The organism is Streptomyces sp. NPDC002795, assembly GCF_042888725.1.
Lineage (GTDB): Bacteria > Actinomycetota > Actinomycetes > Streptomycetales > Streptomycetaceae > Streptomyces.
In genome coordinates, this window is the sequence record NZ_JBIAQB010000001.1 from 845,532 (window position 1) to 867,177 (window position 21,646).

The window sequence follows — 21,646 nt, forward strand, 5'->3', positions numbered from 1 at the left end:
GGAGTAAGCGCTTGGTCACCAAGATTTCGGCTACCGTGCTGTGACATGTCACAAGGACCGTGGGACAGGCTGGAGCGGCGCATACCGGCGGTGACGGATCGCATCATGCGCAGGTACGTGGACGGTTCCCCGCACTACCAGGGCGTCGTGACGGAGCATCTGCACCGCCACATGGCGCATACCTGTCGCGAGGGGGCCCGGCTCTACGTCCGCATGGCACGGGAACTGCGCGAGCCCCGCGACGAGGAACTGCGACTGTTCCGCGAGCGTGCCCACGCGCGGGGCGCGGAGGGGCTTCCGGCCGCGCATTTCATGGAGGCCTACCACCTGTGCGCCGAAGAGGTGTGGCACGAGCTGACGCTGGTCGCCGACGGTGAACTGCCGCCGGAGGCGGGCGCGGTGCTGCTGCGCTGGCTGCGCCACGTGACACGCGAGGCGCTCGACGCGCACCAGCAGGAGTTCCAGGCCACCCGCAGCGAGGAGCGCGAGGCCAGGCGGGCGACGGTGCGGGCACTGGTGGCGGGCGAGCGGGCCACGGGGGCGGCCACACGTTTCGGCATCCGGCTCGCCGACTCCTACGCGGTGCTCGCGCTGCGGTTCGTCACGGACCACTCGGAGTCCATCGGGGACGCGCTGGGCCGCCGTCTCGCCGGGCGCCGCAAGGTGCACCGGCTCACCGAGGAGCTGTTGCGCGCCTTCAGCGACGAGGCCGGCGAAGCGGACCTGCTGACGGCCCTCGACCCGGACGGCGGGCTCGTCCTCGTCCCCTCGGATCCCGGCCGCCCGGACCACGGGCTGGAGACGGCGCGCGCCGCACTGCCACGGGTCCGGCAGGCCACGGGGATCGACATGACCGCCGGCTTCGCCCATGCCGGCGACCACGCCCGGATCCCGTCCGCGGCCGCGCAGGCCCGCCGGCTGCTCCCTCTTGCCGCGGCCCCCGACGAGGTGGCCGTACTCGGCGACCATCTGTTCACGTACCACCTCCGCCACGAGAGCGAGGCGGTCCCGCACCTGCGCTCCCTCGTGGAGCAGCTGCGCACCGAACCGGACCTTCTGACGACGGTCGGCGCCTACTTCGCGAACGACTTCAACCGTCGGCAGACCGCGCAGCAGCTCCACGTCCACCCGAACACGATCGACAACCGCCTGTCCCGCGTCGACGCGCTGACCGGCGTCAACCCCCGTACGGCACAGGGCCTGTTGGTGCTCGGAGCCGCGATGGGGATCGGCGGACCGGAGCACCGGGATGCGTGAAACTGCGCGAACTCCCGCTTCTTCACGCAACATTGACACCTCATCATCAGAGTGGTCTAGTCCGCTAGAGCAGGTTGTATGTGCCCACCGTGGAGGTTCACTCATGTTCCGCCCGAAGCACAGATCCCGCAGGACGCCGCTCATCGCCGTCCTCGCCGTGGCGGCCCTGGCCGCCGCTCCCCTCACGTTCGGCTCGGGCCCGGCCGTCGCCGGATCAGGGTCCGGGTCCGATCGGGGCGCACCCACCATCACCCCGGCCCCGCACAGCGAGCGGCAACGCTCCGACCGGGTCACCATCACCCCCGCCGTCACGGTCGTCACCGGCGCGAAGTCCGACCCGGCCGCCGTGAAGCTGACCACCGCCGTCCTCAAGGCGGCCGGTGCGCGGGATGTCACCACCGCGCAGAAGGCCCCCGCGGGCTCCGGTTCGCTCGCGGTCTACGTCGGCGGGCCGTCCGAGAACCCGGCCTCCGCCGGCGCGCTCGACGCCCTGCGCACCGACGGTCCTGCCGGGCTCGCCGCCGAGGGCTACGTCCTCGCCATGGGCGGCAAGGGCGCGGGCCGCATCGTACTGTCCGGCGCCGATCCGACCGGCACGTACTACGCGGCGCAGTCGCTGCGCCAGGTACTGCCGCACCGCAAGGCCCCCGGCGCCACCGTGCGCGGACTGGCCGTGCGCGACTGGCCCGCGACGCCGGTGCGCGGTGTCATCGAGGGCTTCTACGGCACCCCGTGGTCGCACGAGGCGCGCCTGGACCAGCTCGACTACTACGGCGCGCACAAGATGAACATCTACGTGTACTCGCCGAAGGACGACCCATATCTGCGCGCCAAGTGGCGCGACCCGTACCCGGCCGAACAGCTCCACCAGATCGATGAGTTGGTGGACCGGGCGCGGGCGAACCACGTCGAGTTCACCTACGCCCTCTCCCCCGGCCTGAGCGTCTGTTACAGCTCGGACGACGACCTCAAGGCCCTCACCGACAAGTTCCAGACGCTGTGGGACATCGGGGTGCGGCAGTTCGCGGTACCGCTGGACGACATCAGCTACACCGACTGGAACTGCGACGCGGACAAGGCGAAGTGGGGCACCGGCGGCGGCGCCGCCGGTCAGGCGCAGGCGTATCTCCTCAACCGCGTCAACCAGCAGTTCATCAAGACCCATGACGGCGCGCTGCCGCTGCAGATGGTGCCGACGGAGTACTACAACACCACCTCCACGCCGTACAAGACGGCGATCGCCGGGCAGCTCGACAAGGATGTGCTCGTCGAGTGGACGGGCGAGGGTGTCGTGGCGCCGACGATGACGGTGGCTCAGGCGAAGCGGGCCAAGGGGGTCTTCGGGCACGCGATTCTGACCTGGGACAACTATCCCGTGAACGACTTCGCGACCGGGCGTCTCTTCCTGGGCCCGTTCAGCGGTCGCGAGAAGGGGCTCGCCGAGGAGCTGGCGGGGATCACCGCCAACCCGATGATCCAGCCGTACGCCTCGAAGCTCGCCCTGCACACCGTCGCCGACTACACGTGGAACGACTCGGCGTACGATCCCGACGCCTCCTACCGCGCCGCCGTCGAGGAGACGGCCGGCGGGAACGCGAAGGTCGCGCGGGCGCTGCTGGCGTTCACGGACGTCAACCACAGCTCGCGGATGGACTCCGTGGAGGCGCCGGAGCTGGCGAAGCTGATGCAGGGGTACGGGGACGGCTCGGTCCCGGCGTCCCGGCTGACGGCGGCGTTCGCGGCGCTGCGGGACGCGCCGGCGACGATCCGCGGCGGCGTCGAGAAGGGCTTCGTCGAGGATTCCGGGCCGTGGCTGGACTCCGCGGGGGCGTGGGGCAGGGCCGGGGTCGCGGCGGTGCGGATGCTGGAGGAGCAGCGCGCCGGGCACGCCGAGGCGGCCTGGACGCTCCGTCAGCGGCTGCCCGGACTGGTCGCCGAGGCGAAGTCGTTCCGGTACACCGACCTCAATGGCAACAAGGTCCCGGTGGTCGTCGGCGAGGGTGTGCTCGAACCGTTCTTCGCGAAGGTGCGGGACACCTTCAGCAAGGACCTCGGCCTGCCGCCGCAGCCGACCGGCACCACCAAGTTGCCCGTCTACAACGGCAATACGGCCGACCGGATGACCGACGGCGACGACTCCACGTACTTCTGGAGCAGCCGGTCGCCGAAGTCGGGCGAGGATGTCGGTGTCGACCTGGGCGGTGAGCAGCCGCTCGGCTCCGTGACGGTGGCCATGGGCAAGTCCGGCAGCACCGAGGACTACCTGCACAAGGGCGTCCTGGAGTACTCGTCGGACGGCACGACGTGGCACGCGCTGGGCGCGGAGTTCAGCGGCAAGGCGACGTGGACGGCGGACGCCCCGAGCGGCACGACCGCCCGGTACGTGCGCGCCCGCGCGACGGCCGACCAGACGAACTGGCTGGTCGTCCGCGAGTTCACGGTGGCGCGGACGGACCGTCCGACGGTGAGCGGCGGCCCGGCCCCGGCGGACGGCAGCAGCCTTGCCGCTGCGGCGGACGGCGTCCCCGAGACCGCCTACCGTGCCGCCTCCGCCCCGGCCTCGGGTGACGCGCTCGCGGTGACGTACCCGGCGCCGCGTTCCGTGTCCTCGGTGACGGTGCTGCGCCCGGACGACGCGAGCGCCTCGAAGGCGCGGGTGCAGCTGCGCGTCGGTGGCACGTGGCAGGACCTCGGCCCGCTCGACGGCTCCGTCACCGCCCTGCCCGCGCCCGCCGGGACGAGTGCGGACGCGGTACGGCTCGCGTGGGCCGACGGTTCGGCCGCGCCCGTGGTGAGCGAGGTCATCACCAAGTAGGCGTGGTGCCGTGAACAGCGCGGGTGCGGGGAGCCACTACCGGATCCCCGCACCCGCTCAGGCGTGCTCGGGCGGATTGACCCGTGATGTCTCGATCGCGGACGCGGACGTGCCCCACTTCTTGAGAATCCGCTCGTACGTCCCGTCCTTGATCAGCTCGTTGACCGCTGCCTGGAAGGCCTTGGTGAGACGGGAGTCCTTCTTGAAGGCGAAGCCGACGTCGAGACGGTGGAACTCGCCGAGGAAGGTGGTGTGCGAGGCGGACTTGCTCGCCTGGTGGCGCAGTCCGTTGATGGTCGACATGATCACGTCGATGCGGCCCTGCTGGAGCGCGGTGAGGGTGGCGCCATTGTCGGAGAAGACCTGCACGTCGTACGGCTTCTTGCCCGCCCTGGTGCAGCGTGCCTTCTGCGCGTCGAGGGTCGCCTCGAACGTGGTGCCCGCGCCGACACCGATGTTCCGGCCGCAGAGCTGCTTGAGGTCGGTGATCTTCTTGCCGAACGAAGTGTCACCCGTCTTGACCGCGAAGCCCTGGCCGTCGTTGATGTAGGTGACGAAGTCGATGGTCTTCAGACGCTCCGCGGTGACACCGAAGTTTCCGGTGCCGAGGTCGTACTTGCCGCTCTCCAGCGCCGGGAGGATCGTCTCGAACGAGGCGTCCTGGCGGCGGAGTTCGATGCCGAGCACCTTGGCCGCGGCGTCGGCGAGCTCGATGTCCTGGCCCACGGCCTTCTTGCCGGTGCCGTTCGGGTAGTACGCGGCGGGCGGGCCTCCGGTCGAGCTGCCGATGCGCAGCGTGCCCTTCTTGCGGACGTCGGCGGGCAGCAGCTTGGCGGCGGATTCCACCTTGCGGACGGCGGCGACCGGGTTGCCGCTCGGCGCGGCAGCCGCCTGCGCGCCCGCCCCGGCCGCTCCGTCGGTGTCGCCCGAGCCGCAGGCGGTCAGCGCGAGGAGCGGCAGCAGGGCGAGTGCGGCGAGGCGCGGTCGGGTTCTGGTCCCGGGCAGGTTCACGGGTCGGGGGCCTTTCAGGTGTGCGAACGGTGCGCGGGGCACCGGAGGCATGTCGAATGACGACCCGTACGCGAGGAGGGCGACGGGTCGGGGCAGGTGTGACGACGTCGAGCATCGTGAGGTGTCACGAGAAGTCGTGAAGGAAGGAGTCGCGGCAGCGCGCGTAGGGAAGGAAACTCGGCCCGCGACGGGGTCACCGAGGGAGGGAAGGGCCGGTCAGAGGGCCCGCTGCCGCTTCAGGCGCAACACGCCGCGGACCACACCCGACCGAAGTCGATGTGGTCACGCGAGACCAAGCGCTGGGCAGTCATGCGGACAATTGAGCAGGACATCGAGCTGTTCGTCAAGCCGCGCCCGGTCGGCGTCCGGATGCCGGGGCACCTCGACTCGGGGGCGTCCAGGCGCTGTTGACACACCAGCGCCGCGGACGCATACGATCGACGGCGGACCGGCCTCGCAGTGCGCGGCGGCCGCTCCGGTCGCGTTGAGGGACGCGGCGCATGTGACGACGCCGAGAGCCTGTCGTTTGAAGTCAGGCCCTAGCTAGGGCCTGACTTCAAACTCCCGCCTGCCCGGCCACACTCCGCACCCCGCGAGTGCCGCCGGGTGTTCCCACCCATGCCTGCGATTCCCTCCCCGGAGAGCCCCGATGACCACGTCGTCCTACGTAGAACCTTCCCCCGCCGCGCCGCCCGAGGAGCCGACCACCACCGCCGTCCGCCCCCGGATCGTGCCTCGCCGGCACCTCGGGCGCTGGGCGTCCGCCGCCGTCGCGCTGCTCGTCTTCGCGATGGTGCTGAACTCCGTGGTCCGCAACGACGCCTTCGAGTGGGAGGTGGTGGGCCACTACTTCACCACCTCCGCCGTGCTCGACGGGCTGCTCCTGACGGTGTGGCTGACCGCCGCCGTGATGGTGCTCGGGTTTCTGCTCGGCACCGTCCTCGCGACGATGCGACTGTCCGCCAATCCGGTGCTGCGCACGCTGAGTTGGGGGTACGTGTGGATCTTCCGGTCCACGCCGCTCCTGGTGCAGCTGCTGTTCTGGTTCAACATCGGCACCCTGTATCCCACGCTGGGGCTCGGCATCCCGTTCGGCCCGGAGTTCGTCACGGTCAAGACGGTGAACCTGTTCGGCCCGACGCTCACCGCCCTCATCGGCCTGACGCTGCACGAGAGCGCGTACGCCGCCGAGGTGGTGCGCGGCGGCATCATCTCCGTGGACTCCGGGCAGACCCTGGCCGCCCAGGCGCTCGGGCTGAGCAGGCGCCGCACACTGCGCCGGATCGTCGTCCCGCAGGCGATGCGCTCGATCGTGCCGACCGCGGGGAACATGCTCATCGGGACCCTGAAGGGCACGAGCATCGTCAGCGTGCTCGCCGTGCACGACCTGCTGTACTCGGCGCAGCTCATCTACAACCAGACGTACCAGGTCATCCCACTGCTCATGGTCGCCACGCTCTGGTACATCGCGGTCACCAGCGTGCTCAGCGTGGGTCAGTTCTACGTCGAGCGGCACTACGCGCGGGGTGACTCGCGGACACTGCCACCCACTCCGTTGCAGCGGCTGCGCGGCCGATCCACCGCCGTGCGCGCCTGGTTGAGCAGGGTGACGGCGGCCGACGCGCGCCCCGCGATCGGCGGTGACCGGTGAGCTGCGCCACACCTTCCCCACTTTCCCTACCGAATTACTAGGAAATCCTTGACCGGGCCCGCCCGGACGCACAGGATGGTGCACATGTCCCGTACGCAGCAGCGACTCGTTCGTCGTCGGCATGTCGACTTTGGTCACGTCGTCAGCGCCGCGTGCTGTCGCGCGTAAGGCACCCGGCCCACAGGCCGGATCGTGCCGCTCCGCACGCCAATTCCCAGGCCACCAGGGCAGGTTCACCCATCGCGCCCCGGTGACCCGACACACCATCGAGGGACAACCGCCATGACCACGGCACCGCAGACCCGGACCCCCCACGCCACCGCGCCACCCTCCGACGCCCGTCACCTCAGCCTCGTACGCGACCTCGTCCGCGACACCCCGCAGGGCGGCGGCTCCGGGCAGCGCGGCTCCGTACCGATGGTCGGATATCTGCTGCTCGTCCCCGAGGGCACCGACCCCGCCGAGCTCTTCGCCGAGGGCGGGCCCCGGCCCGAGATCCGGCCGGTCGACCCCGCGGACCCGGCCCCCGCCCCGGCGGCCGCCGCGCGGCCCGCGGACGACGGCGCCATCCGCATCGACCCGGTGCGACACGTGGCCGAGCTGGACGGGCGTGAACTCGACCTCACCTACCTGGAGTTCGCGCTCCTCGCCCATCTCGTGAAGCGCCCCCACCACGTGCTGACGCGCGAGCTGCTGGTGACCTCCGTCTGGGGCTACGACCACGTCGGCGACGGCCGAACCGTGGACGTCCACATCGCCCGGCTCCGCCGCAAGCTGGGCAGGGCCCACCGCCAACGGATCGTCACCGTACGGCGCGTGGGCTACAAGTACGTCCCCGAGCGCCGCCCCGACGGGCAGGAGAGCCCGGACCCCGCTCCCTGCCACCGACCTTGAGGAGAACACCGTGATGGGCCCTGCCACCGCGTCGCCCCGCCCCACCCCGGCCCACGACCGGACCGGCTCCGACCATCCGCACTGGCTGCGGGTGGCCCGCGAGGTGGCGGACGATCTCGCCACGGACGCGGTCGCCAGGGAGCAGGCGGGCAAGGCCCCCGTCGACGAGGTGTCCCGGCTGCGCGAGGCGGGCCTGCTGACACCTCCGGCGTCGGCCGGGACCGATGGAGGCTGCGGGGGCGGCGGGGACTGGGCCGCCGCCCTCGCCGTCGTCCGCGAGATCGCCGCGGCGGACGGCGCGATCGGCCAACTCCTCGGCAGCCACTACTTCTTGGCGGGCAGTGCCCGGTTCTTCGCCGGGCCCGCGCTCGCCGCGCAGATGGAGGAGCGGTCCGCGGCCGAGCAGTGGTGCTGGGGCGGCGGATTCGCCCGCCAGGAACCCGCGTTGACGCTGACCAGGAGCTCCGGCGGGCTGGTGCTCAACGGGCGGCAGGACTACAGCACCGGCGTCCTGGCCGCCGACCGGCTCGCCGTGCGGGCCGTGCGGGCGGACTCGGGCGCGCCGCTCGCCGTCGTGGTGGACGCCGACCGGCACGGTGTCGTGGTCGACGCCGCCGCCGACACCTTCGGCCGCCGGCTCGCGGCCGGCGGCAGCGTGGAGTTCGACGACGTGGCGGTCGCCGCCGACGAGGTGCTCGGCCCGCTCTCCGCGGACGAGGACTTCCTGCCGCCCCGGACGGCGCTGGCGTCGCCGGTCGCCCACCTCGTCTCCGTCCAGGTCCTGCTCGGCACGGCCGAGGGAACCCTTGCCGAGGCCCGCGAGTACAGCAGGACGGGCCAGACACCCCTGCACCCGGCCTGGCCGGTCGGCAGCCCGCACGACCCGCAGGTGCTGACCACCTACGGGGAACTCACCGTGCTCATCCGCTCCGCGTCGGCGCTCGCCAGCCAGGCACTGGGGGCCGTACAGGAAGCCCTGGCGCTCGGCGACGAGCTCGCCTATGACGAGTACGCGGAGGTCGCCGCCCTCGTGACCATGGCGGAGAGTGCCGCTTCGCGGGCCGCGCAGGAGTCCACCACCCGGGCCCTCGACATCGTCGGCCCACGGGCCGCCTCCGCACGCCTGGGCTTCGACCGCTTCTGGCGCAACGCCCGCACCCACACCCTTTACGAGCCGCTCGGGCACCAACTCCGCGACATCGGCGACTACTTCCTCAACGGTGCGCAGCCTCCGTTCGCCCTGCCCGCCTGAGGATTCCCGCAGGGTTCTCGACATACGAGACACGTACGTCCACATGATGAACACCCTCTTGGGGTGAGCGCTTCCTTCTGCCACGATCCCTATCTGTCAGGTAGGAAAACTGGGGAAGTCAGGGGGTGGCCATGCGAACGCTCAGCCGCGCGGACCTGTCGCGCCTCCTGCTGACCTCGCGCCGCCACATCGACCTCGGCCGCACGTCCAGCGCCATCTGTCGGGCCGCCTGAGCCGTCTCCGTCCACTGGACGACGGCCGCCCCGGCCGGACCGAACGCCGGCCCGCGGTCCCACGGCGCCCCGCGCGCCTCCCCTGAAGCACTCATTTCCCGAGAGGACACCTCCGTGTCTGCCGCACGCCCCCGCACCACCCTGCGCACCCTCGCCGCCGTAGCGGTACTCCCCCTTCTGCTGACCGCGTGCGGCTACGGGTCCGAGTCGACCGACAGCGGCGACCAGGCCAAGGCCGCGAAGGGCGCCAAGAAGCTCTCCGCCGACGAGGTGAAGATCGGCTACTTCCCCAACCTGACGCACGGCACCGCCCTCGTGGGCGTCCAGTCGGGCCTGCTCCAGAAAGAGCTCGGCGGCACCGAGATCAAGCCGTCGACCTTCAACGCCGGCCCCTCCGAGATCGAGGCGCTGAACGCCGGGTCCATCGACATCGGCTGGATCGGCCCCTCCCCCGCCATCAACGGATACACCAAGTCCCAGGGCAAGTCCCTGCGGATCATCGGCGGTTCGGCCTCCGGCGGCGTCAAGCTGGTCGTGAACCCGAAGAAGATCAAGTCCCTGGACGACCTCAAGGGCAAGAAGATCGCCACGCCCCAGTTCGGCAACACGCAGGACGTCGCGTTCCTCAACTGGATCGCGGAGAAGGGCTGGAAGGTCGACGCCCAGAGCGGCAAGGGCGATGTCTCCGTCGTCCGCAGCGACAACAAGATCACTCCCGACGCCTACAAGTCCGGCTCCATCGACGGCGCCTGGGTGCCCGAGCCGACCGCGTCCAAGCTGGTCTCCGAGGGCGGCAAGGTCATCCTCGACGAGGCCGACCTGTGGCCCGACAAGAAGTTCGTGATCACGAACATCATCGTGTCGCAGAAGTTCCTCAAGGAGCACCCGGACGTCGTCGAGGCCGTGCTGCGCGGCTCGGTGAAGACCAACAAGTGGATCAACGCCAACCCGGGGAAGGCCAAGGCCTCCGCCAACGCGGCGCTGCAGAAGCTGTCGGGCAAGGCGCTGCCCGCCAAGGTCATCGACCCGGCCTGGAAGTCCATCGACTTCCTCGACGACCCGCTGGCCTCGACCCTCGACTCCGAGGCCAAGCACGCGGTGAAGTCCGGCCTCCTCGAGCAGCCCGACCTCAGGGGCATCTACGACCTCGAGCCGCTCAACAAGGTCCTCAAGGCAGAGGGCCGGGCCGAGGTCGACGACGCCGGCCTCGGCACGAAGTAACAACCCAACGGACCGGGCAAGACCACGAGTTGACGAGCCCTCAGGAGGTGACGCCCATGGCCACCACGACACACAAGCCGGCCGAGGCCGTCGAGACGGTGACACACGCGGCGCGTATCGAGCATGTCTCGAAGTCCTTCCCCGCACCGGGCACACCCGGTGGACAGCAGCTCGTCCTGGACGACATCACACTCGATGTCGCGCCGGGTGAGTTCGTCACCCTCCTGGGGGCCTCGGGCTGCGGCAAGTCCACCCTGCTCAACCTGGCCGCCGGACTCGACCTGCCGTCCGCGGGGTCCATCGCCACGAACGGCAGGCCCGCCCTGATGTTCCAGGAGCACGCGTTGTTCCCGTGGCTGACCGCGGGCAAGAACATCGAGCTGGCACTGAAGCTGCGCGGGGTCGCCGCGCAGGAGCGGCGCGCCGAGGCGGCGCGGCTGCTCGACCTCGTGCGCCTGGCCGGAGCGCACGGCAAGCGGGTGCACGAACTGTCCGGCGGGATGCGCCAGCGCGTGGCACTCGCCCGTGCGCTGGCCCAGGACAGCCGGCTGCTGCTGATGGACGAGCCGTTCGCCGCGCTCGACGCGATCACCCGCGATGTACTGCACGACGAGCTCACCCGCATCTGGCAGGAGACGAGTGTGTCGGTGCTGTTCGTGACACACAACGTGCGCGAGGCGGTGCGCCTGGCCGAGCGCGTCGTCCTGCTGTCGTCCCGCCCCGGCCGCGTCGCCCGGGAGTGGACGGTCGACCTGCCGCGGCCGCGCCGCCTGGAGGACACCTCGGTCGCCGAGCTGTCCGCCGAGATCACCGAAGAACTGCGTGGGGAGATCCGCCGCCATGGCCGCCACTGACAACGCCGTCGCCACCAAGGACAGCGGCATCGCGGGTCTGGAGGCCGGGCTCGACGCACTCGACTCGGTGCAGCCCGTCCGCACGCCGCTGCGCGAGACACTGCGCCGCAAGGTGCTTCCGCCGGTCACCGCGGTCGCGGTGGTGCTGGCGGTCTGGCAGCTGCTGGTGTGGGCGGGGGCCGTCCCCGACTACAAGCTGCCCTCGCCGTCCGATGTGTGGGGCGAGGTGCGCACGGCCTGGCTCCAGGGCACGCTCCTCGACTCCATCTGGACGTCCGTGTCACGCGGCCTGTTCGGCTTCCTCCTCGCCCTCGCCATCGGCACACCGCTCGGCCTGTTGGTGGCCCGCGTACGATTCGTGCGCTCGGCCATCGGTCCCATCCTGTCGGGTCTGCAGGCGCTGCCGTCGGTGGCGTGGGTACCGCCCGCCGTCATCTGGCTGGGCCTCAACGACTCGATGATGTACGCCGTGATCCTGCTCGGCGCGGTCCCCTCCATCGCGAACGGTCTCGTCGCGGGCGTCGACCAGATCCCGCCGCTGTACCTGCGCGCCGGGCGGACCCTGGGCGCGACCGGGCTGCGGGGGGCGTGGCACATCGTGATGCCGGGCGCGCTCCCGGGGTATCTCGCCGGGCTGAAGCAGGGCTGGGCCTTCTCGTGGCGCTCGCTGATGGCCGCCGAGATCATCGCCTCGTCGCCCGATCTCGGCGTGGGGCTCGGCCAGTTGCTGGAGAACGGCCGCAACAACAGCAGCATGTCGCAGGTGTTCCTGGCCATCCTCCTGATCCTCCTCGTCGGCATCGCCATCGACCTGCTGATCTTCAGCCCGCTGGAGCGACGGGTGCTGCGGGGGCGGGGGCTGCTGGTCACCCGCTGACCATGCGGGCCCCGGTCGCCCCGGCACGCCGCCGGTCATGAGGCCGGGCAGGGGAACGCGTTGCTGCACGCGGGTGTCGAAGGAGCGGCCCGAGGTGCGCTTCTCTCCGCGGTCTGCTGATGTTTTAAGTGATCACTTGATCCCTTTCAGAAGGAGAAGTTCATGGTGCGTCGCATCGCAGCCGCTGTCGCCGTCGCCTCGGTGGCTGGATTCCTGGCCGCCGGCCCCGCCGTCGCCGACGTCGACGACAGCCGTCACGACAGCAGCCACGTGTACAACCACGCCGGTGTCGCAGGTCAGGAATTCGTCAACGTCGGCGGCCGTGACGGAGTCACGGTCTCCAACTCGCTGGCGGCCCACCACAACGTCGGCGCCTGGAAGCACCACCACCGGTACTACGACTACGCCGGTCGCTGAGGTCACCCCGGGGCTGTGCCCCTTCGCATGACGCGTCACGCAGGCGGCCCCGCTTCGGCGGGGCCGCCTCCGCGTGTGCCGGCCGTCGCACGGAGGAACCTCATAACGAAGGTGTCTTCACCCGGCGTGTCGTGCTGACACGGGGACCGCGGCTCGGGACCACTGCTCGTATGAGTGAACTGAGCGATCTGATCCCCGTGGAGGCCATCCGCCTCGACGTCGCCGCCCCCGACTGGCAGTCCGCCGTCCGCACCGCCGGTGACCTGCTCGTCTCCACGGACGTGAGCACGGACACGTACACCGAGGAGATGCTCCGCAACGTCCAGGAGAACGGCCCCTACATCGTCATCGCGCCCGGCTTCGCCTTCGCGCACGCCCGGCCCTCCCCCGCCGTCCTGCGTACGGGCATGTCGTGGGTCCGGCTCTCGACGCCGGTGAGCTTCGGGCACGAGACCAACGACCCGGTGCACCTCGTCGTCGCCCTCGCCGCCGAGGACGCCGGAGCACACACCCAGGCGATGGGCGCCCTCGCCCGGCTGCTCGCCGACCCGGACACCTCCGCGGCCCTCGACCGCGCACCGACACCGGAGGCCCTGCGGCAGATCCTCGTAGGGGACGCGGCACCGGAATCGGAACCGGCACCGGCACCGGCACCGGCACCGTCCGGCAGCACGCCCGAACGGCCCGCGTCCAAGGGCTCGGGGCACGGCATGCACAAGATCCTGACGGTGTGCGGCAACGGGGTCGGCACGAGCCTGTTCCTCAAGTCGACGCTGGACAAGGTGCTCGACCGCTGGAAGTGGGGCCGGTACATCACCACCGAGGCGACCGACACCATCTCCGCGAAGGGCAAGGCGTCCGAGGCGGTGGCCATCATGACGTCGCGGGAGATCGCGCGGACGCTCGGCGACGTAGGGGTGCCGGTGCGGGTGATCGAGGACTTCACCAGCACCAAGGAGGTGGACGCGGCGATGCGCGACCTCTACGACGTCTGATCCTCCGCCCGCACCGCTCCCCTCCCCAGGAGTCCGTATGAACACCCTCGTCGACATCGCGAAATTCATCGTCAACGAGTTCCTCAGCGTCCCCGCCTATCTCATCGGCATCATCACGGCCGTCGGCCTCATCGCCCTGAAGAAGAGTGCCGGTCAGGTCATCGGCGGAGCCATCAAGGCGACCCTCGGCTTTCTGCTGATCGGCGCGGGCGCGACGCTGGTCACCAACTCGCTCGCCCCGCTCGGCACGATGATCACGGGTGCCACCGGTTCGCACGGTGTGATCCCCACCAACGAGGCGATCGTCGGCATCGCGCAGGCCGAGTACGGCTCGCGGGTGGCATGGCTGATGATCCTCGGCTTCCTCGTCAGCCTGCTGCTCGCCCGCTTCACGCCGCTGTCGTACGTGTTTCTGACCGGCCATCACATGCTGTTCATGGCAACGCTGTTGACGATGGTGATGGCGACCGCCGGTGTCACTTCGTGGATCGTGGTCGTCGCCGGCGCGGTGCTGCTCGGCATCATGCTCGTCTCGATGCCCGCCTTCGCACATCCCTGGACGAAGCGCGTCACCGGCAACAACACCGTCGCCGTCGGGCACTTCGGGACCGCCGGGTACATCCTCTCCGGTTCCACGGGGCAGGCCGTCGGCAAGAAGAGCCGCTCGACGGAGGAGATGAACCTTCCCGAGGGCCTGCGCTTCCTGCGTGACTCGATGGTGGCCACCGCCCTGTCGATGCTGCTCATCTACATGATCATGGCCATCGTGTTCCTCGCGAAGGTCGGCAGGACCGAGGCGTTCAAGGCGTTCGCGACGGACGGCGGCACGGCCTCCACGGGTGTCGGCAACTACCTGATGTCATCGGTCAACCAGGGTCTCCAGTTCGGCATCGCCGTCGCCGTCATCCTGTTCGGTGTCCGTACGATCCTCGGCGAGCTGGTCCCCGCCTTCCAGGGCATCGCGCAGAAGGTCGTGCCCGGCGCCATCCCCGCCCTGGACGCCCCGATCGTCTTCCCCTACGCGCAGAACGCCGTGCTCGTCGGCTTCATCTGCTCGTTCGTCGGCGGCCTGGTCAGCCTGGGGCTGCTGGTGGGTGTCTTCAAGCCGGCCTTCGGGACGGCCCTGGTGCTGCCCGGTCTCGTCCCGCACTTCTTCACCGGTGGTGCGGCGGGTGTCTTCGGCAACGCGACGGGCGGGCGCCGCGGCGCGGCGATCGGGTCGTTCCTCAACGGCGTGCTGATCACGTTCCTGCCCGCGTTCCTGCTGGGCGTGCTCGGCTCGTTCGGCTCGGCCAACACCACGTTCGGCGACGCCGACTTCGGCTGGCTCGGCCTGATCCTCGGCAACGTCGCCAAGGCGGGTGACGTCGCGGGTGTGGTCCTCATGCTCGTGGTCGGCCTGCTGATCCTGGCCGCGGCCATCACCTGGCAGAAGCGGATCGTGGAGACCGGCTGGGACCCGGGCGCCAAGCGCGCCGCGCTGCTGCCGCCGGAGGACCGCCCGGAGCAGCACGACGAGTCCGCGGGCGGCGGGACACCGGTCTCCCGCACGTACTCGAAGATCACGCCTCCGGCGGGCGCCCCGGTGCCGCCGCCTCCGCCGGAGGACTGAGCGGCTGCCCCGACCACGTCGAAGGCCCGCTGAACCCGCCGGGGTTCAGCGGGCCTTCGACGGCTTCGTACGGCGTGACGGGTCGTCGCGTCAGTGCGAGAAGCCCCAGTCGAGCATCTTCGTGGCGTCGCCGAAGACCTCCTTGTCGGCGCCGACGATGGCGCCGACAAGGGTGCGGTTGTCGCGCTTCGCGGCGAAGACGAGGGAGTAGCCGGCCTCTTCGCCGCTGCCCGTCTTGACGCCCAGGGCGCCGTCGTAGCTGCTCAGCAGGTCGTTGGTGGTTTCCCAGGTGTAGTACCGGGTGCGGCCGTTGGCCGCCGGGGCCTCGGCCTCGTACTTCTTCAGCTTCACGACGTCGGCGAAGATCGGCTGGAGCATGGCGCGCTGGCCGAGCTTGGCCAGGTCGCGGGCGGTGCTGCGGTTGTCGCCGTGCGAGATGCCGTCGAACGAGTCGAAGTGGGTGCCGGTCATGCCCAGTTGGGCCGCTTCGGCGTTCATCTGAGCCAAGAAGTCGGCGATCCGCGCCTCCGTGGTGGCCCCGTTGCCGTAGTTGTCGGCGAGGGCCATCGCGGCGTCTCCGCCGGAGGGGATCAGCATGGCGTGCAGCAGCTGACGGGCGGTCAGCTTGTCGCCGGTCTGGAGGTCGGCGGTGCTGGCGCCGTTCTCCTGGACGTAGTCGCGGTACTCCTGCTTGACCGTGATCTGCCGGTCGAGCCACTCCGGGTGCTTGAGCACGACCACAGCAGTCATGATCTTCGTCGTGCTGGCCATCGACACACTCTCGTCGGCCTTGGCACCGGCCCACATCTCGCGCTCCTGGCTGCCGTCGCGGGCGTCCAGGAGGTAGGCGTGCTCGGCCGCGACGTCGGGGACGTCCTGGGCGTCCGCGGCCGGCGCGCCCTCGTTCTGTTCGGCGGAGTGCGTGGCGGCCGGCGTGGCGGCCTGGGCGATGCCACCGGCGGTGATCGGCAGGACGGCGCCGAAGAGCGCGACCGTCGCGAATCTGGCTCCAGTCTTGTGCAGTCGGTTGGGTCGGGCATGGGAACCCATGGAACGCCCCCTCCTTCCGGCGGGTGAACGCCGGTTCGTCATGGTAAATCGGTGCATCACGAACCTACTTGCCCACCGACCCTTACCGTCAAGATCGCCATGTCATAACCGGGTAACAGCCCCCACCTGCGTGAAGGCGGTGTGCAGACATGTGGTGGAAGCCATGACCTCGCCTGCCGGTTCACTCCGTGTCGAAGGTCAGGCGTGCGCGTTCGACCTCGGGCATGTGGGTCGTGGCCCAGTCCAGCAGGACATCGATGGGGCGCCGGAGTGTCTTGCCGAGGGGAGTGATCCGGTACTCGACGGCGACCGGACGTGAGCTGAGCAGTTCGCGCTCGACGATGCCATTGCGTTCCAGTCGGCGGAGCGTGGCGGTGAGCGATTTCTGTGTCACCGCGGGGATGGCGCGGCGCAGTTCGTTGAACCGGCGGGGGCGTTCGCAGAGTTCGTTGAGGACGCTCAGCGACCACTTGTCCAGCACCTGGTCGAGGAGTTCCCGGTGCGGCGCGGTGACGCGGAGTTCGCTGTCCGGGGCGGGGGCGGTATCCATGCCGAAACCTGGTTCCGTTGAAGTGTCCTTCGTGCACCAGGTAGCAAAGGTATACCGCCAAGCCGATCCGACGTCAGGAGCCCCCGATGACCGTGCACCACTTCACCCCCGCCGGCATGCCGCAGCCCACCCCCTACCACCACGTCGCCGTCGCCACCGGCACGCGCCATGTGTACGTGAGCGGTCAGATCGCCCGCACCCCGGACGGGACCCGGGTCGCGCCGGGCGACCTGGCCGGCCAGGTCGCCCACGCGCTGCGCAACGCCGCGACGGGTCTCGCGGGCGCGGGCGCGACCTTCGACGACGTGGTGCGGCTGACGTTCTACGTCGTGCGGTGGGCGCCCGAGAAGATCGACGCGTTCATGGCCGGAGTCGGCCAGGTGGCCGGGGAGTTGGGCCTCGGCGACCGGCTTCCCCCGGCCTCGCTGATCGGGGTCGACTGCCTCTTCGAGCCCGACGTACTCGTCGAGGTCGAGGCGACGGCGGTGCTGGACTGAGACCCACGGCCCGGCCCGGCCCTGCCCCGCACGGCACACGCACACGCACACCCGTCAGTCGGGCAGGGCCCTGTCGTCCATGTGCTCGCCGTAGAAGTCGATCTGACGCTCCATCACCACCCGCATCGGTGTGCCGCGCGGTACACCGTAGGCGGTGCCCGGGAAGTCCAAGCCTTCCTGCTCCTCCCACAACTCCTCGTGCTGGTCTGGAGAGAACAGCCGCGCCGGGTCACCGGCAGCGATCCAGCCGATGGGCACGACGGTGTCCGGGCCCAGCCGCGAGTTGACGTGCAGCACGCTGTTGATCCGCAGCTCCGACCGTGTCCCCGCCACCGCGCCGGGGAACATCGACGCTCCTGTGGCCACGAAGACCTCGTCCTCGACGCGCGCCCCGTTGATGTGCGCGTGCGGCCCGATCAGCACGGAATCACCCAGCACGGCGGGGTGCCGCCCCCTGCCCCGTACCAGGGCGTTCTCCATCACCACGACGTCCCGGCCGGTGCGCACCTCGCCGTCCTCCGCGGTGAGGACGGCTCCGTGCAGGACACGCGCGCGCTCACCCAGGACGACCGCACCGCACAGCACGGCCGACGGAGCGACGTAGGCGGATTCGGGGACCACGGGCCGTTTTCCACGGTGCTCGATCAGCATGCCCATGGAGCGTAGGGCAGGCGGTGACGGAGGGCACGTCCACGCGGGTCTCTTCAGGTGTCGGCGCGATGGACGCTGACCGCATAGCCGCCGTCGTCGTACGGCGCGGCGTCCCACGTCGAGAACCGGTCCACGAGGGTCAGTCCGGCCGCCTCGCAGCAGGCGTCGTACTCGGGCAGCGTGATGGTGGGTGGCACGGGCAGGTGGGCCGCGTCCAGGCCGAAGCCCGCGACGAGCAGGCCGCCCGGGCGCAGGGTCGCGGCCAGGCGCTCGACCACCGTCGCCTCGGTGCCGGGGGTGAGCAGTGGCAGGACGTTGCCGGCGGCGACGACGAGATCGAAGTCCGTGGCGATGCCGAGCGCGGCCGGGTCGAACTCGGCGAGATCGGTCTGGAACCAGGGCAGTTGGGGCGCCCGCTCCCGCGCCACGTCGAGCATGGAGGCGTCGAGGTCGATGCCCACGCAGTCGTACCCCAGTTCCGCGAGCCGGATCATGACCCGCCCTGTGCCGCACCCGGCGTCGAGCACGCGGGCTCCGGAGGGTACGAGGGCGGCGCAGAACGAGGCCTCTCCATGCATGTCCTTCCCGCTGCGCGCGAGTGCCTCGAAGCGGGCGGCGTACTCGCCGCCGGACTTTCCACCGGTCAGTTCCTGCCAACGACTCATGAAGCCGACTATAGGTCGCGTCGCCGCGCGGACCTGCGGGGCCCGCCCCTCACACGCTCTGGCCGTCCCCGCTGAACAGCCTGTCCAGATGCACGTCGATCGCGTCGAGCGCCTCCTGGGGGCCGACCACGCCGAGCTCGATCAGGGGGGTGAAGCCGGTGAGGGCCAGGAGCAGGTTGGTCTCGGCGTGCGGGTCCCGGGCGGCGTCGATGTGCCCGTCGGCGATCGCCTGGCGAATCAGCTGCTCGACGAGGTCCCGCCCTTGCAGCAGGCCGCGGCGCGCCTGTTCGTGAACGGCCTCGTCGTGCAGCGCCTCCAGCACGTAGGCGGCGCTCATCCGGCTGGTGGCGCGGGCGTCCGCGTGCAGGGGGAGCATTTCCGCGAGTGTCAGCCGCAGGACGTCGCGGGGGTGCGGGCGGTCACCCAGCTGCGCGAGATTCCGTTCGACTCGCATCGAGGTCTGCTCGGAGGCGAAGTCCATGGCGAAGGAGAGCATGGCGGCCCGGGAAGCGAAGTAGTGCTGCAACTGCCCGAGGGAGATGCCTGCCTCCTGCGCCACCACACGCATCGTCAGATGCGACACACCCCGCTGCTCCACCACGCGCCACAGCGCGCGGGCGATGGCTTCGCGGCGCCCGCGATGATCCACCTGTTTCGGCATCGCCGACCCCTCCCTTGCCGCCAGGAACACTTTCCAATACGGTTGACATAATACAGATGACTTATTACCTGGTCCACTCGATGAGGGGAAGTGTCATGTCTCTGCGACTGCCCGAGCAGCCAAGAGTGCGAACCGTCGAAGGCGTGGTGCAGGGGCGCCGGCGGCAGGGCCACGCGGTGTTCAGAGGCATCCCCTACGCCCTGCCCCCGGTCGGAGCGCTCCGCTTCGCGGCACCCGCCCCCGCACACCCTTGGGCGGGGACGAGACAGGCCACGGAGTTCGGTCCTGTCGTGCCGTTGTCCCTCCCGGTCGACACCGGCCCACCGCAGGGCACGGACTGGCTGACCCTCGACATCGGCACTCCGGACCCAGGGTCGGCCGGGCTGCCGGTGCTGGTGTGGATCCCCGTCGGCGGCTACCTCTCGGCGGTCTCGGGCGACCCGATGTACGACCCGGCGGCGCTGGCCGAGGCGGGGATCGTCGTGGTGACCATCAACTGCCGCGTGGGCGCGGAGGGTTTCGCGTACCTGGACGGCGCTCCGCCCAATCGCGGTTTCCTCGACCAGATCGCGGCGCTCAAGTGGGTTCGGCGGAACATCGCCGCCTTCGGAGGGGACCCCGACCAGGTCACTGTGGGCGGAACGTCCGCCGGGGCTGGGTCGGTCGCCGCCCTTTTGACCATGCCGCGGGCGCGCGGCCTGTTCCGGCGGGCGATCGCCCACTCGGTGCCGGGACTGCACAGCACTCCCGCGCTGGCACGGCAAGCCACCGCCGCACTCTCCGACCGGCTCGGCGCGACGGCCCCCACCGCCGCGGCATGGCGCGACATCGACCCCTGGCACCTCGCGGCAGAGCTCACGTCCTTCAACGCCGGCCTCCACGCGCACCGGGAGCGCTGGGGACGGCTCACCGAGACCGGCACCGCCCTGTGCCCGGTGGTCGACGGCGAGGTCCTCCCCGAGACGCCCTGGCCCGCCCTGAGTGGCGGGCGCGCGCGGGGTATTGAGTTGCTCGTCGGCCACGCACGCGACGAGTTCCGGTTCTTCAGCGTCATGAGCGGACGGCGAGGAACCTTCACCGAACAGGATGCCCGCGCGGCCCTGGAACTGCTCGCCCCGCAGCCGCACGGCGCGGACCGCTACCGCGCCGAGTTCCCGCAGGCGGACCCGGAGGAGTTGATGGAGACGGTGTACTCCGACGCGCTCTTCCGGATGCCGTCACAGCAGCTCGCCGAGGCGAACGCCGCGGCCGGTGGCATCTCGTACCTGTTCGAACTGTGTTGGTCGACTCCCGCCCTCGGTGGCGCCCTGGGCGCGTGCCACAGCCTCGACATTCCGCTGGCGTTCGGCACCCTGGACAGTCCCGTCGGCAGGCAGCTCCTCGGCGAGAAGCCGACCTCCGAGGCCCTCGTACTCTCCCGCGCGTTCAGGGAGGCATGGATCCGCTTCGTCACCACCGAGGACGCCGGATGGGCCGCTCACCGACCTGACCGGCGTCTCACCCGCGTCATGGACGTCGTTCCGGAGACCCTGCCCTACCCGGAACAGGCCTCCCGCCGGATCTGGGACGGCCACACCCCCGCCCCCTTCGACCTCTCGAAGGCGGGAAGCGGAGCAGCCTGATGGCCATCGTTCATGTGACGACCTGGGGCGAGACCAACGGCAACGGTGCGCCCGCGGTCTTCGCGCACAACATCTTTACGTGGGGCGACGACGAGGCGTACGGCTTCGCCGCCCAACGACCGCTGGCCGACTGTCGCCGCCTGCTGCTCGTTGACCGCCGCGGCTACGGCCGCAGCCCCGACACCGACCGCAGCGATTTCGACACCGACGCCGACGACCTGGTGGAACTCCTGGCGCGCCAGGAGGACGGCGCACACCTGGTCGGTCACGGCAACGGCGGCCTGGCGGCCATGCTCGCCGCCGGCCGCCGGCCCGACCTCGTGCGTTCGCTGGCCCTGATCCAGCCCGCCGCGTTCTCCGCGGCGGCCGGCCACCCGACGGTCGAGGCCATGCTGCGCCGGGTACGGGAGAGCGCCGGTGTGCCGGATTCCGTCACGCCGGAGCAGTACTTGCGCGCTTCCACGGAGGGACTGGGCGTGGCCATGCCCGCCCCCACTCCGCAGCGTCTGCGGGCCGTCGCCACGTCGATGCGCGAACGCCCGGTGTGGGAGGCGACGGTCCCCCTGGAACCGCTGCGCGCCGCCCCGTGGCCGACGCTGGTGATCTGCGGGACCTGGCAGGACGCACCGGGGCCGTATCGCACCTACGCCGGCGAGCCGCTGATCGCTTGTGCCGAGGCCGTCGCGTCCGCCGTCGGTGCCCGGCTGCTGCGCCTGCCCGGCTATTACCCGCACACCCAGCAACCCGCCGCCGTCAACGCGGCCCTGCGAGACCTCTGGCGGCGGGCCTCTGCGGACAACGGTCGCGGGGGCTTCGACTCCGGGGGCCGTTGACCGCCCCTGGTTGACCGCCCCTGCCCGG

The 21,646-nt window shown here is 70.7% G+C and carries 21 protein-coding genes; 15 read left to right on the forward strand and 6 right to left on the reverse strand.

Translation table 11 applies throughout. The annotated features are described in order from the left end of the window. Positions 1-45: 45 nt before the first annotated feature. Together ACFYWS_RS03690 and ACFYWS_RS03695 are read left to right on the forward strand one after the other, a co-directional pair. Complete coding sequence (locus tag ACFYWS_RS03690) at positions 46-1,257, forward strand: PucR family transcriptional regulator (RefSeq protein WP_389269100.1); 1,212 nt, start codon at positions 46-48, stop codon at positions 1,255-1,257. A gap of 103 nt (positions 1,258-1,360) precedes the next feature. Next, positions 1,361-4,072 (forward strand): beta-N-acetylglucosaminidase domain-containing protein, encoded by a 2,712-nt coding sequence (locus ACFYWS_RS03695; RefSeq protein ID WP_389269102.1) that lies wholly within the window; start codon positions 1,361-1,363, stop codon positions 4,070-4,072. Positions 4,073-4,129: 57 nt separating this feature from the next. On the opposite strand, the gene ACFYWS_RS03700 is transcribed toward ACFYWS_RS03695, so the two are convergent. Continuing rightward, a complete protein-coding gene (locus tag ACFYWS_RS03700) occupies positions 4,130-5,083 on the reverse strand; it encodes an ABC transporter substrate-binding protein (RefSeq protein WP_389269104.1) in 954 nt (317 codons plus the stop codon). A gap of 649 nt (positions 5,084-5,732) precedes the next feature. Here ACFYWS_RS03700 and ACFYWS_RS03705 point away from each other — a divergent pair. From ACFYWS_RS03705 to ACFYWS_RS03750, 10 genes are all read left to right on the forward strand, one after another. Next, on the forward strand, positions 5,733-6,734 hold the full coding sequence (locus ACFYWS_RS03705; protein ID WP_389269106.1) for an amino acid ABC transporter permease: 1,002 nt from the start codon (positions 5,733-5,735) through the stop codon (positions 6,732-6,734). Positions 6,735-7,016: 282 nt separating this feature from the next. After that, positions 7,017-7,628 (forward strand): winged helix-turn-helix domain-containing protein, encoded by a 612-nt coding sequence (locus ACFYWS_RS03710; protein WP_389269108.1) that lies wholly within the window; start codon positions 7,017-7,019, stop codon positions 7,626-7,628. A gap of 13 nt (positions 7,629-7,641) precedes the next feature. Then, positions 7,642-8,880: an acyl-CoA dehydrogenase family protein gene (locus ACFYWS_RS03715; RefSeq protein ID WP_389269110.1), complete on the forward strand. Its 1,239-nt coding sequence runs from the start codon at positions 7,642-7,644 to the stop codon at positions 8,878-8,880. A 131-nt stretch (positions 8,881-9,011) separates the two neighbouring features. After that, a complete protein-coding gene (locus tag ACFYWS_RS03720) occupies positions 9,012-9,113 on the forward strand; it encodes a putative leader peptide (RefSeq protein WP_323179740.1) in 102 nt (33 codons plus the stop codon). A 114-nt stretch (positions 9,114-9,227) separates the two neighbouring features. Then, a complete protein-coding gene (locus ACFYWS_RS03725) occupies positions 9,228-10,334 on the forward strand; it encodes an ABC transporter substrate-binding protein (RefSeq protein WP_389269113.1) in 1,107 nt (368 codons plus the stop codon). A gap of 56 nt (positions 10,335-10,390) precedes the next feature. After that, the gene (locus ACFYWS_RS03730; protein ID WP_389269115.1) at positions 10,391-11,188 is read left to right on the forward strand and encodes an ABC transporter ATP-binding protein; all 798 of its coding nucleotides are present in this window, start codon (positions 10,391-10,393) and stop codon (positions 11,186-11,188) included. Further along, complete coding sequence (locus ACFYWS_RS03735; protein WP_389269117.1) at positions 11,175-12,065, forward strand: ABC transporter permease; 891 nt, start codon at positions 11,175-11,177, stop codon at positions 12,063-12,065. The genes ACFYWS_RS03730 and ACFYWS_RS03735 overlap by 14 nt, the downstream gene beginning before the upstream one ends. A gap of 162 nt (positions 12,066-12,227) precedes the next feature. Continuing rightward, a complete protein-coding gene (locus ACFYWS_RS03740) occupies positions 12,228-12,482 on the forward strand; it encodes a hypothetical protein (protein WP_389269119.1) in 255 nt (84 codons plus the stop codon). Positions 12,483-12,652: 170 nt separating this feature from the next. Then, on the forward strand, positions 12,653-13,477 hold the full coding sequence (locus tag ACFYWS_RS03745; protein ID WP_389269121.1) for a PTS sugar transporter subunit IIA: 825 nt from the start codon (positions 12,653-12,655) through the stop codon (positions 13,475-13,477). A 37-nt stretch (positions 13,478-13,514) separates the two neighbouring features. Next, positions 13,515-15,089: a PTS ascorbate transporter subunit IIC gene (locus tag ACFYWS_RS03750; RefSeq protein ID WP_389269123.1), complete on the forward strand. Its 1,575-nt coding sequence runs from the start codon at positions 13,515-13,517 to the stop codon at positions 15,087-15,089. Between the two features lie 90 nt (positions 15,090-15,179). On the opposite strand, the gene ACFYWS_RS03755 is transcribed toward ACFYWS_RS03750, so the two are convergent. Together ACFYWS_RS03755 and ACFYWS_RS03760 are read right to left on the reverse strand one after the other, a co-directional pair. Continuing rightward, complete coding sequence (locus ACFYWS_RS03755) at positions 15,180-16,139, reverse strand: D-alanyl-D-alanine carboxypeptidase family protein (protein ID WP_389269125.1); 960 nt, start codon at positions 16,137-16,139, stop codon at positions 15,180-15,182. Positions 16,140-16,320: 181 nt separating this feature from the next. Continuing rightward, positions 16,321-16,689 carry a winged helix-turn-helix transcriptional regulator gene (locus ACFYWS_RS03760; protein WP_389269127.1) on the reverse strand — a complete coding sequence of 123 codons (369 nt, stop codon included), beginning with the start codon at positions 16,687-16,689 and terminating at the stop codon, positions 16,321-16,323. Positions 16,690-16,775: 86 nt separating this feature from the next. Here ACFYWS_RS03760 and ACFYWS_RS03765 point away from each other — a divergent pair, with 86 nt between their 5' ends. Further along, positions 16,776-17,186 carry a RidA family protein gene (locus ACFYWS_RS03765; RefSeq protein WP_389269129.1) on the forward strand — a complete coding sequence of 137 codons (411 nt, stop codon included), beginning with the start codon at positions 16,776-16,778 and terminating at the stop codon, positions 17,184-17,186. A 54-nt stretch (positions 17,187-17,240) separates the two neighbouring features. Here the strand turns inward: ACFYWS_RS03765 and ACFYWS_RS03770 are convergent, their stop codons facing one another. From ACFYWS_RS03770 to ACFYWS_RS03780, 3 genes are read right to left on the reverse strand one after another with little or no spacing between them, the layout of a single operon-like run. Beyond that, positions 17,241-17,837 carry a gamma carbonic anhydrase family protein gene (locus ACFYWS_RS03770; protein WP_389269131.1) on the reverse strand — a complete coding sequence of 199 codons (597 nt, stop codon included), beginning with the start codon at positions 17,835-17,837 and terminating at the stop codon, positions 17,241-17,243. Positions 17,838-17,890: 53 nt separating this feature from the next. Further along, the gene (locus tag ACFYWS_RS03775; RefSeq protein WP_389269133.1) at positions 17,891-18,502 is read right to left on the reverse strand and encodes a class I SAM-dependent methyltransferase; all 612 of its coding nucleotides are present in this window, start codon (positions 18,500-18,502) and stop codon (positions 17,891-17,893) included. 49 nt (positions 18,503-18,551) lie between these two features. Continuing rightward, positions 18,552-19,163, reverse strand: coding sequence for a TetR/AcrR family transcriptional regulator (locus ACFYWS_RS03780; protein WP_389269135.1), 612 nt, complete (start codon positions 19,161-19,163; stop codon positions 18,552-18,554). Between the two features lie 95 nt (positions 19,164-19,258). Here ACFYWS_RS03780 and ACFYWS_RS03785 point away from each other — a divergent pair, with 95 nt between their 5' ends. Continuing rightward, positions 19,259-20,785 (forward strand): carboxylesterase/lipase family protein, encoded by a 1,527-nt coding sequence (locus ACFYWS_RS03785; RefSeq protein WP_389269137.1) that lies wholly within the window; start codon positions 19,259-19,261, stop codon positions 20,783-20,785. Then, positions 20,785-21,618, forward strand: coding sequence for an alpha/beta fold hydrolase (locus ACFYWS_RS03790; RefSeq protein WP_389269139.1), 834 nt, complete (start codon positions 20,785-20,787; stop codon positions 21,616-21,618). Before ACFYWS_RS03785 ends, ACFYWS_RS03790 begins: the two co-directional genes overlap by 1 nt. The last annotated feature ends 28 nt before the right edge of the window (positions 21,619-21,646 follow it).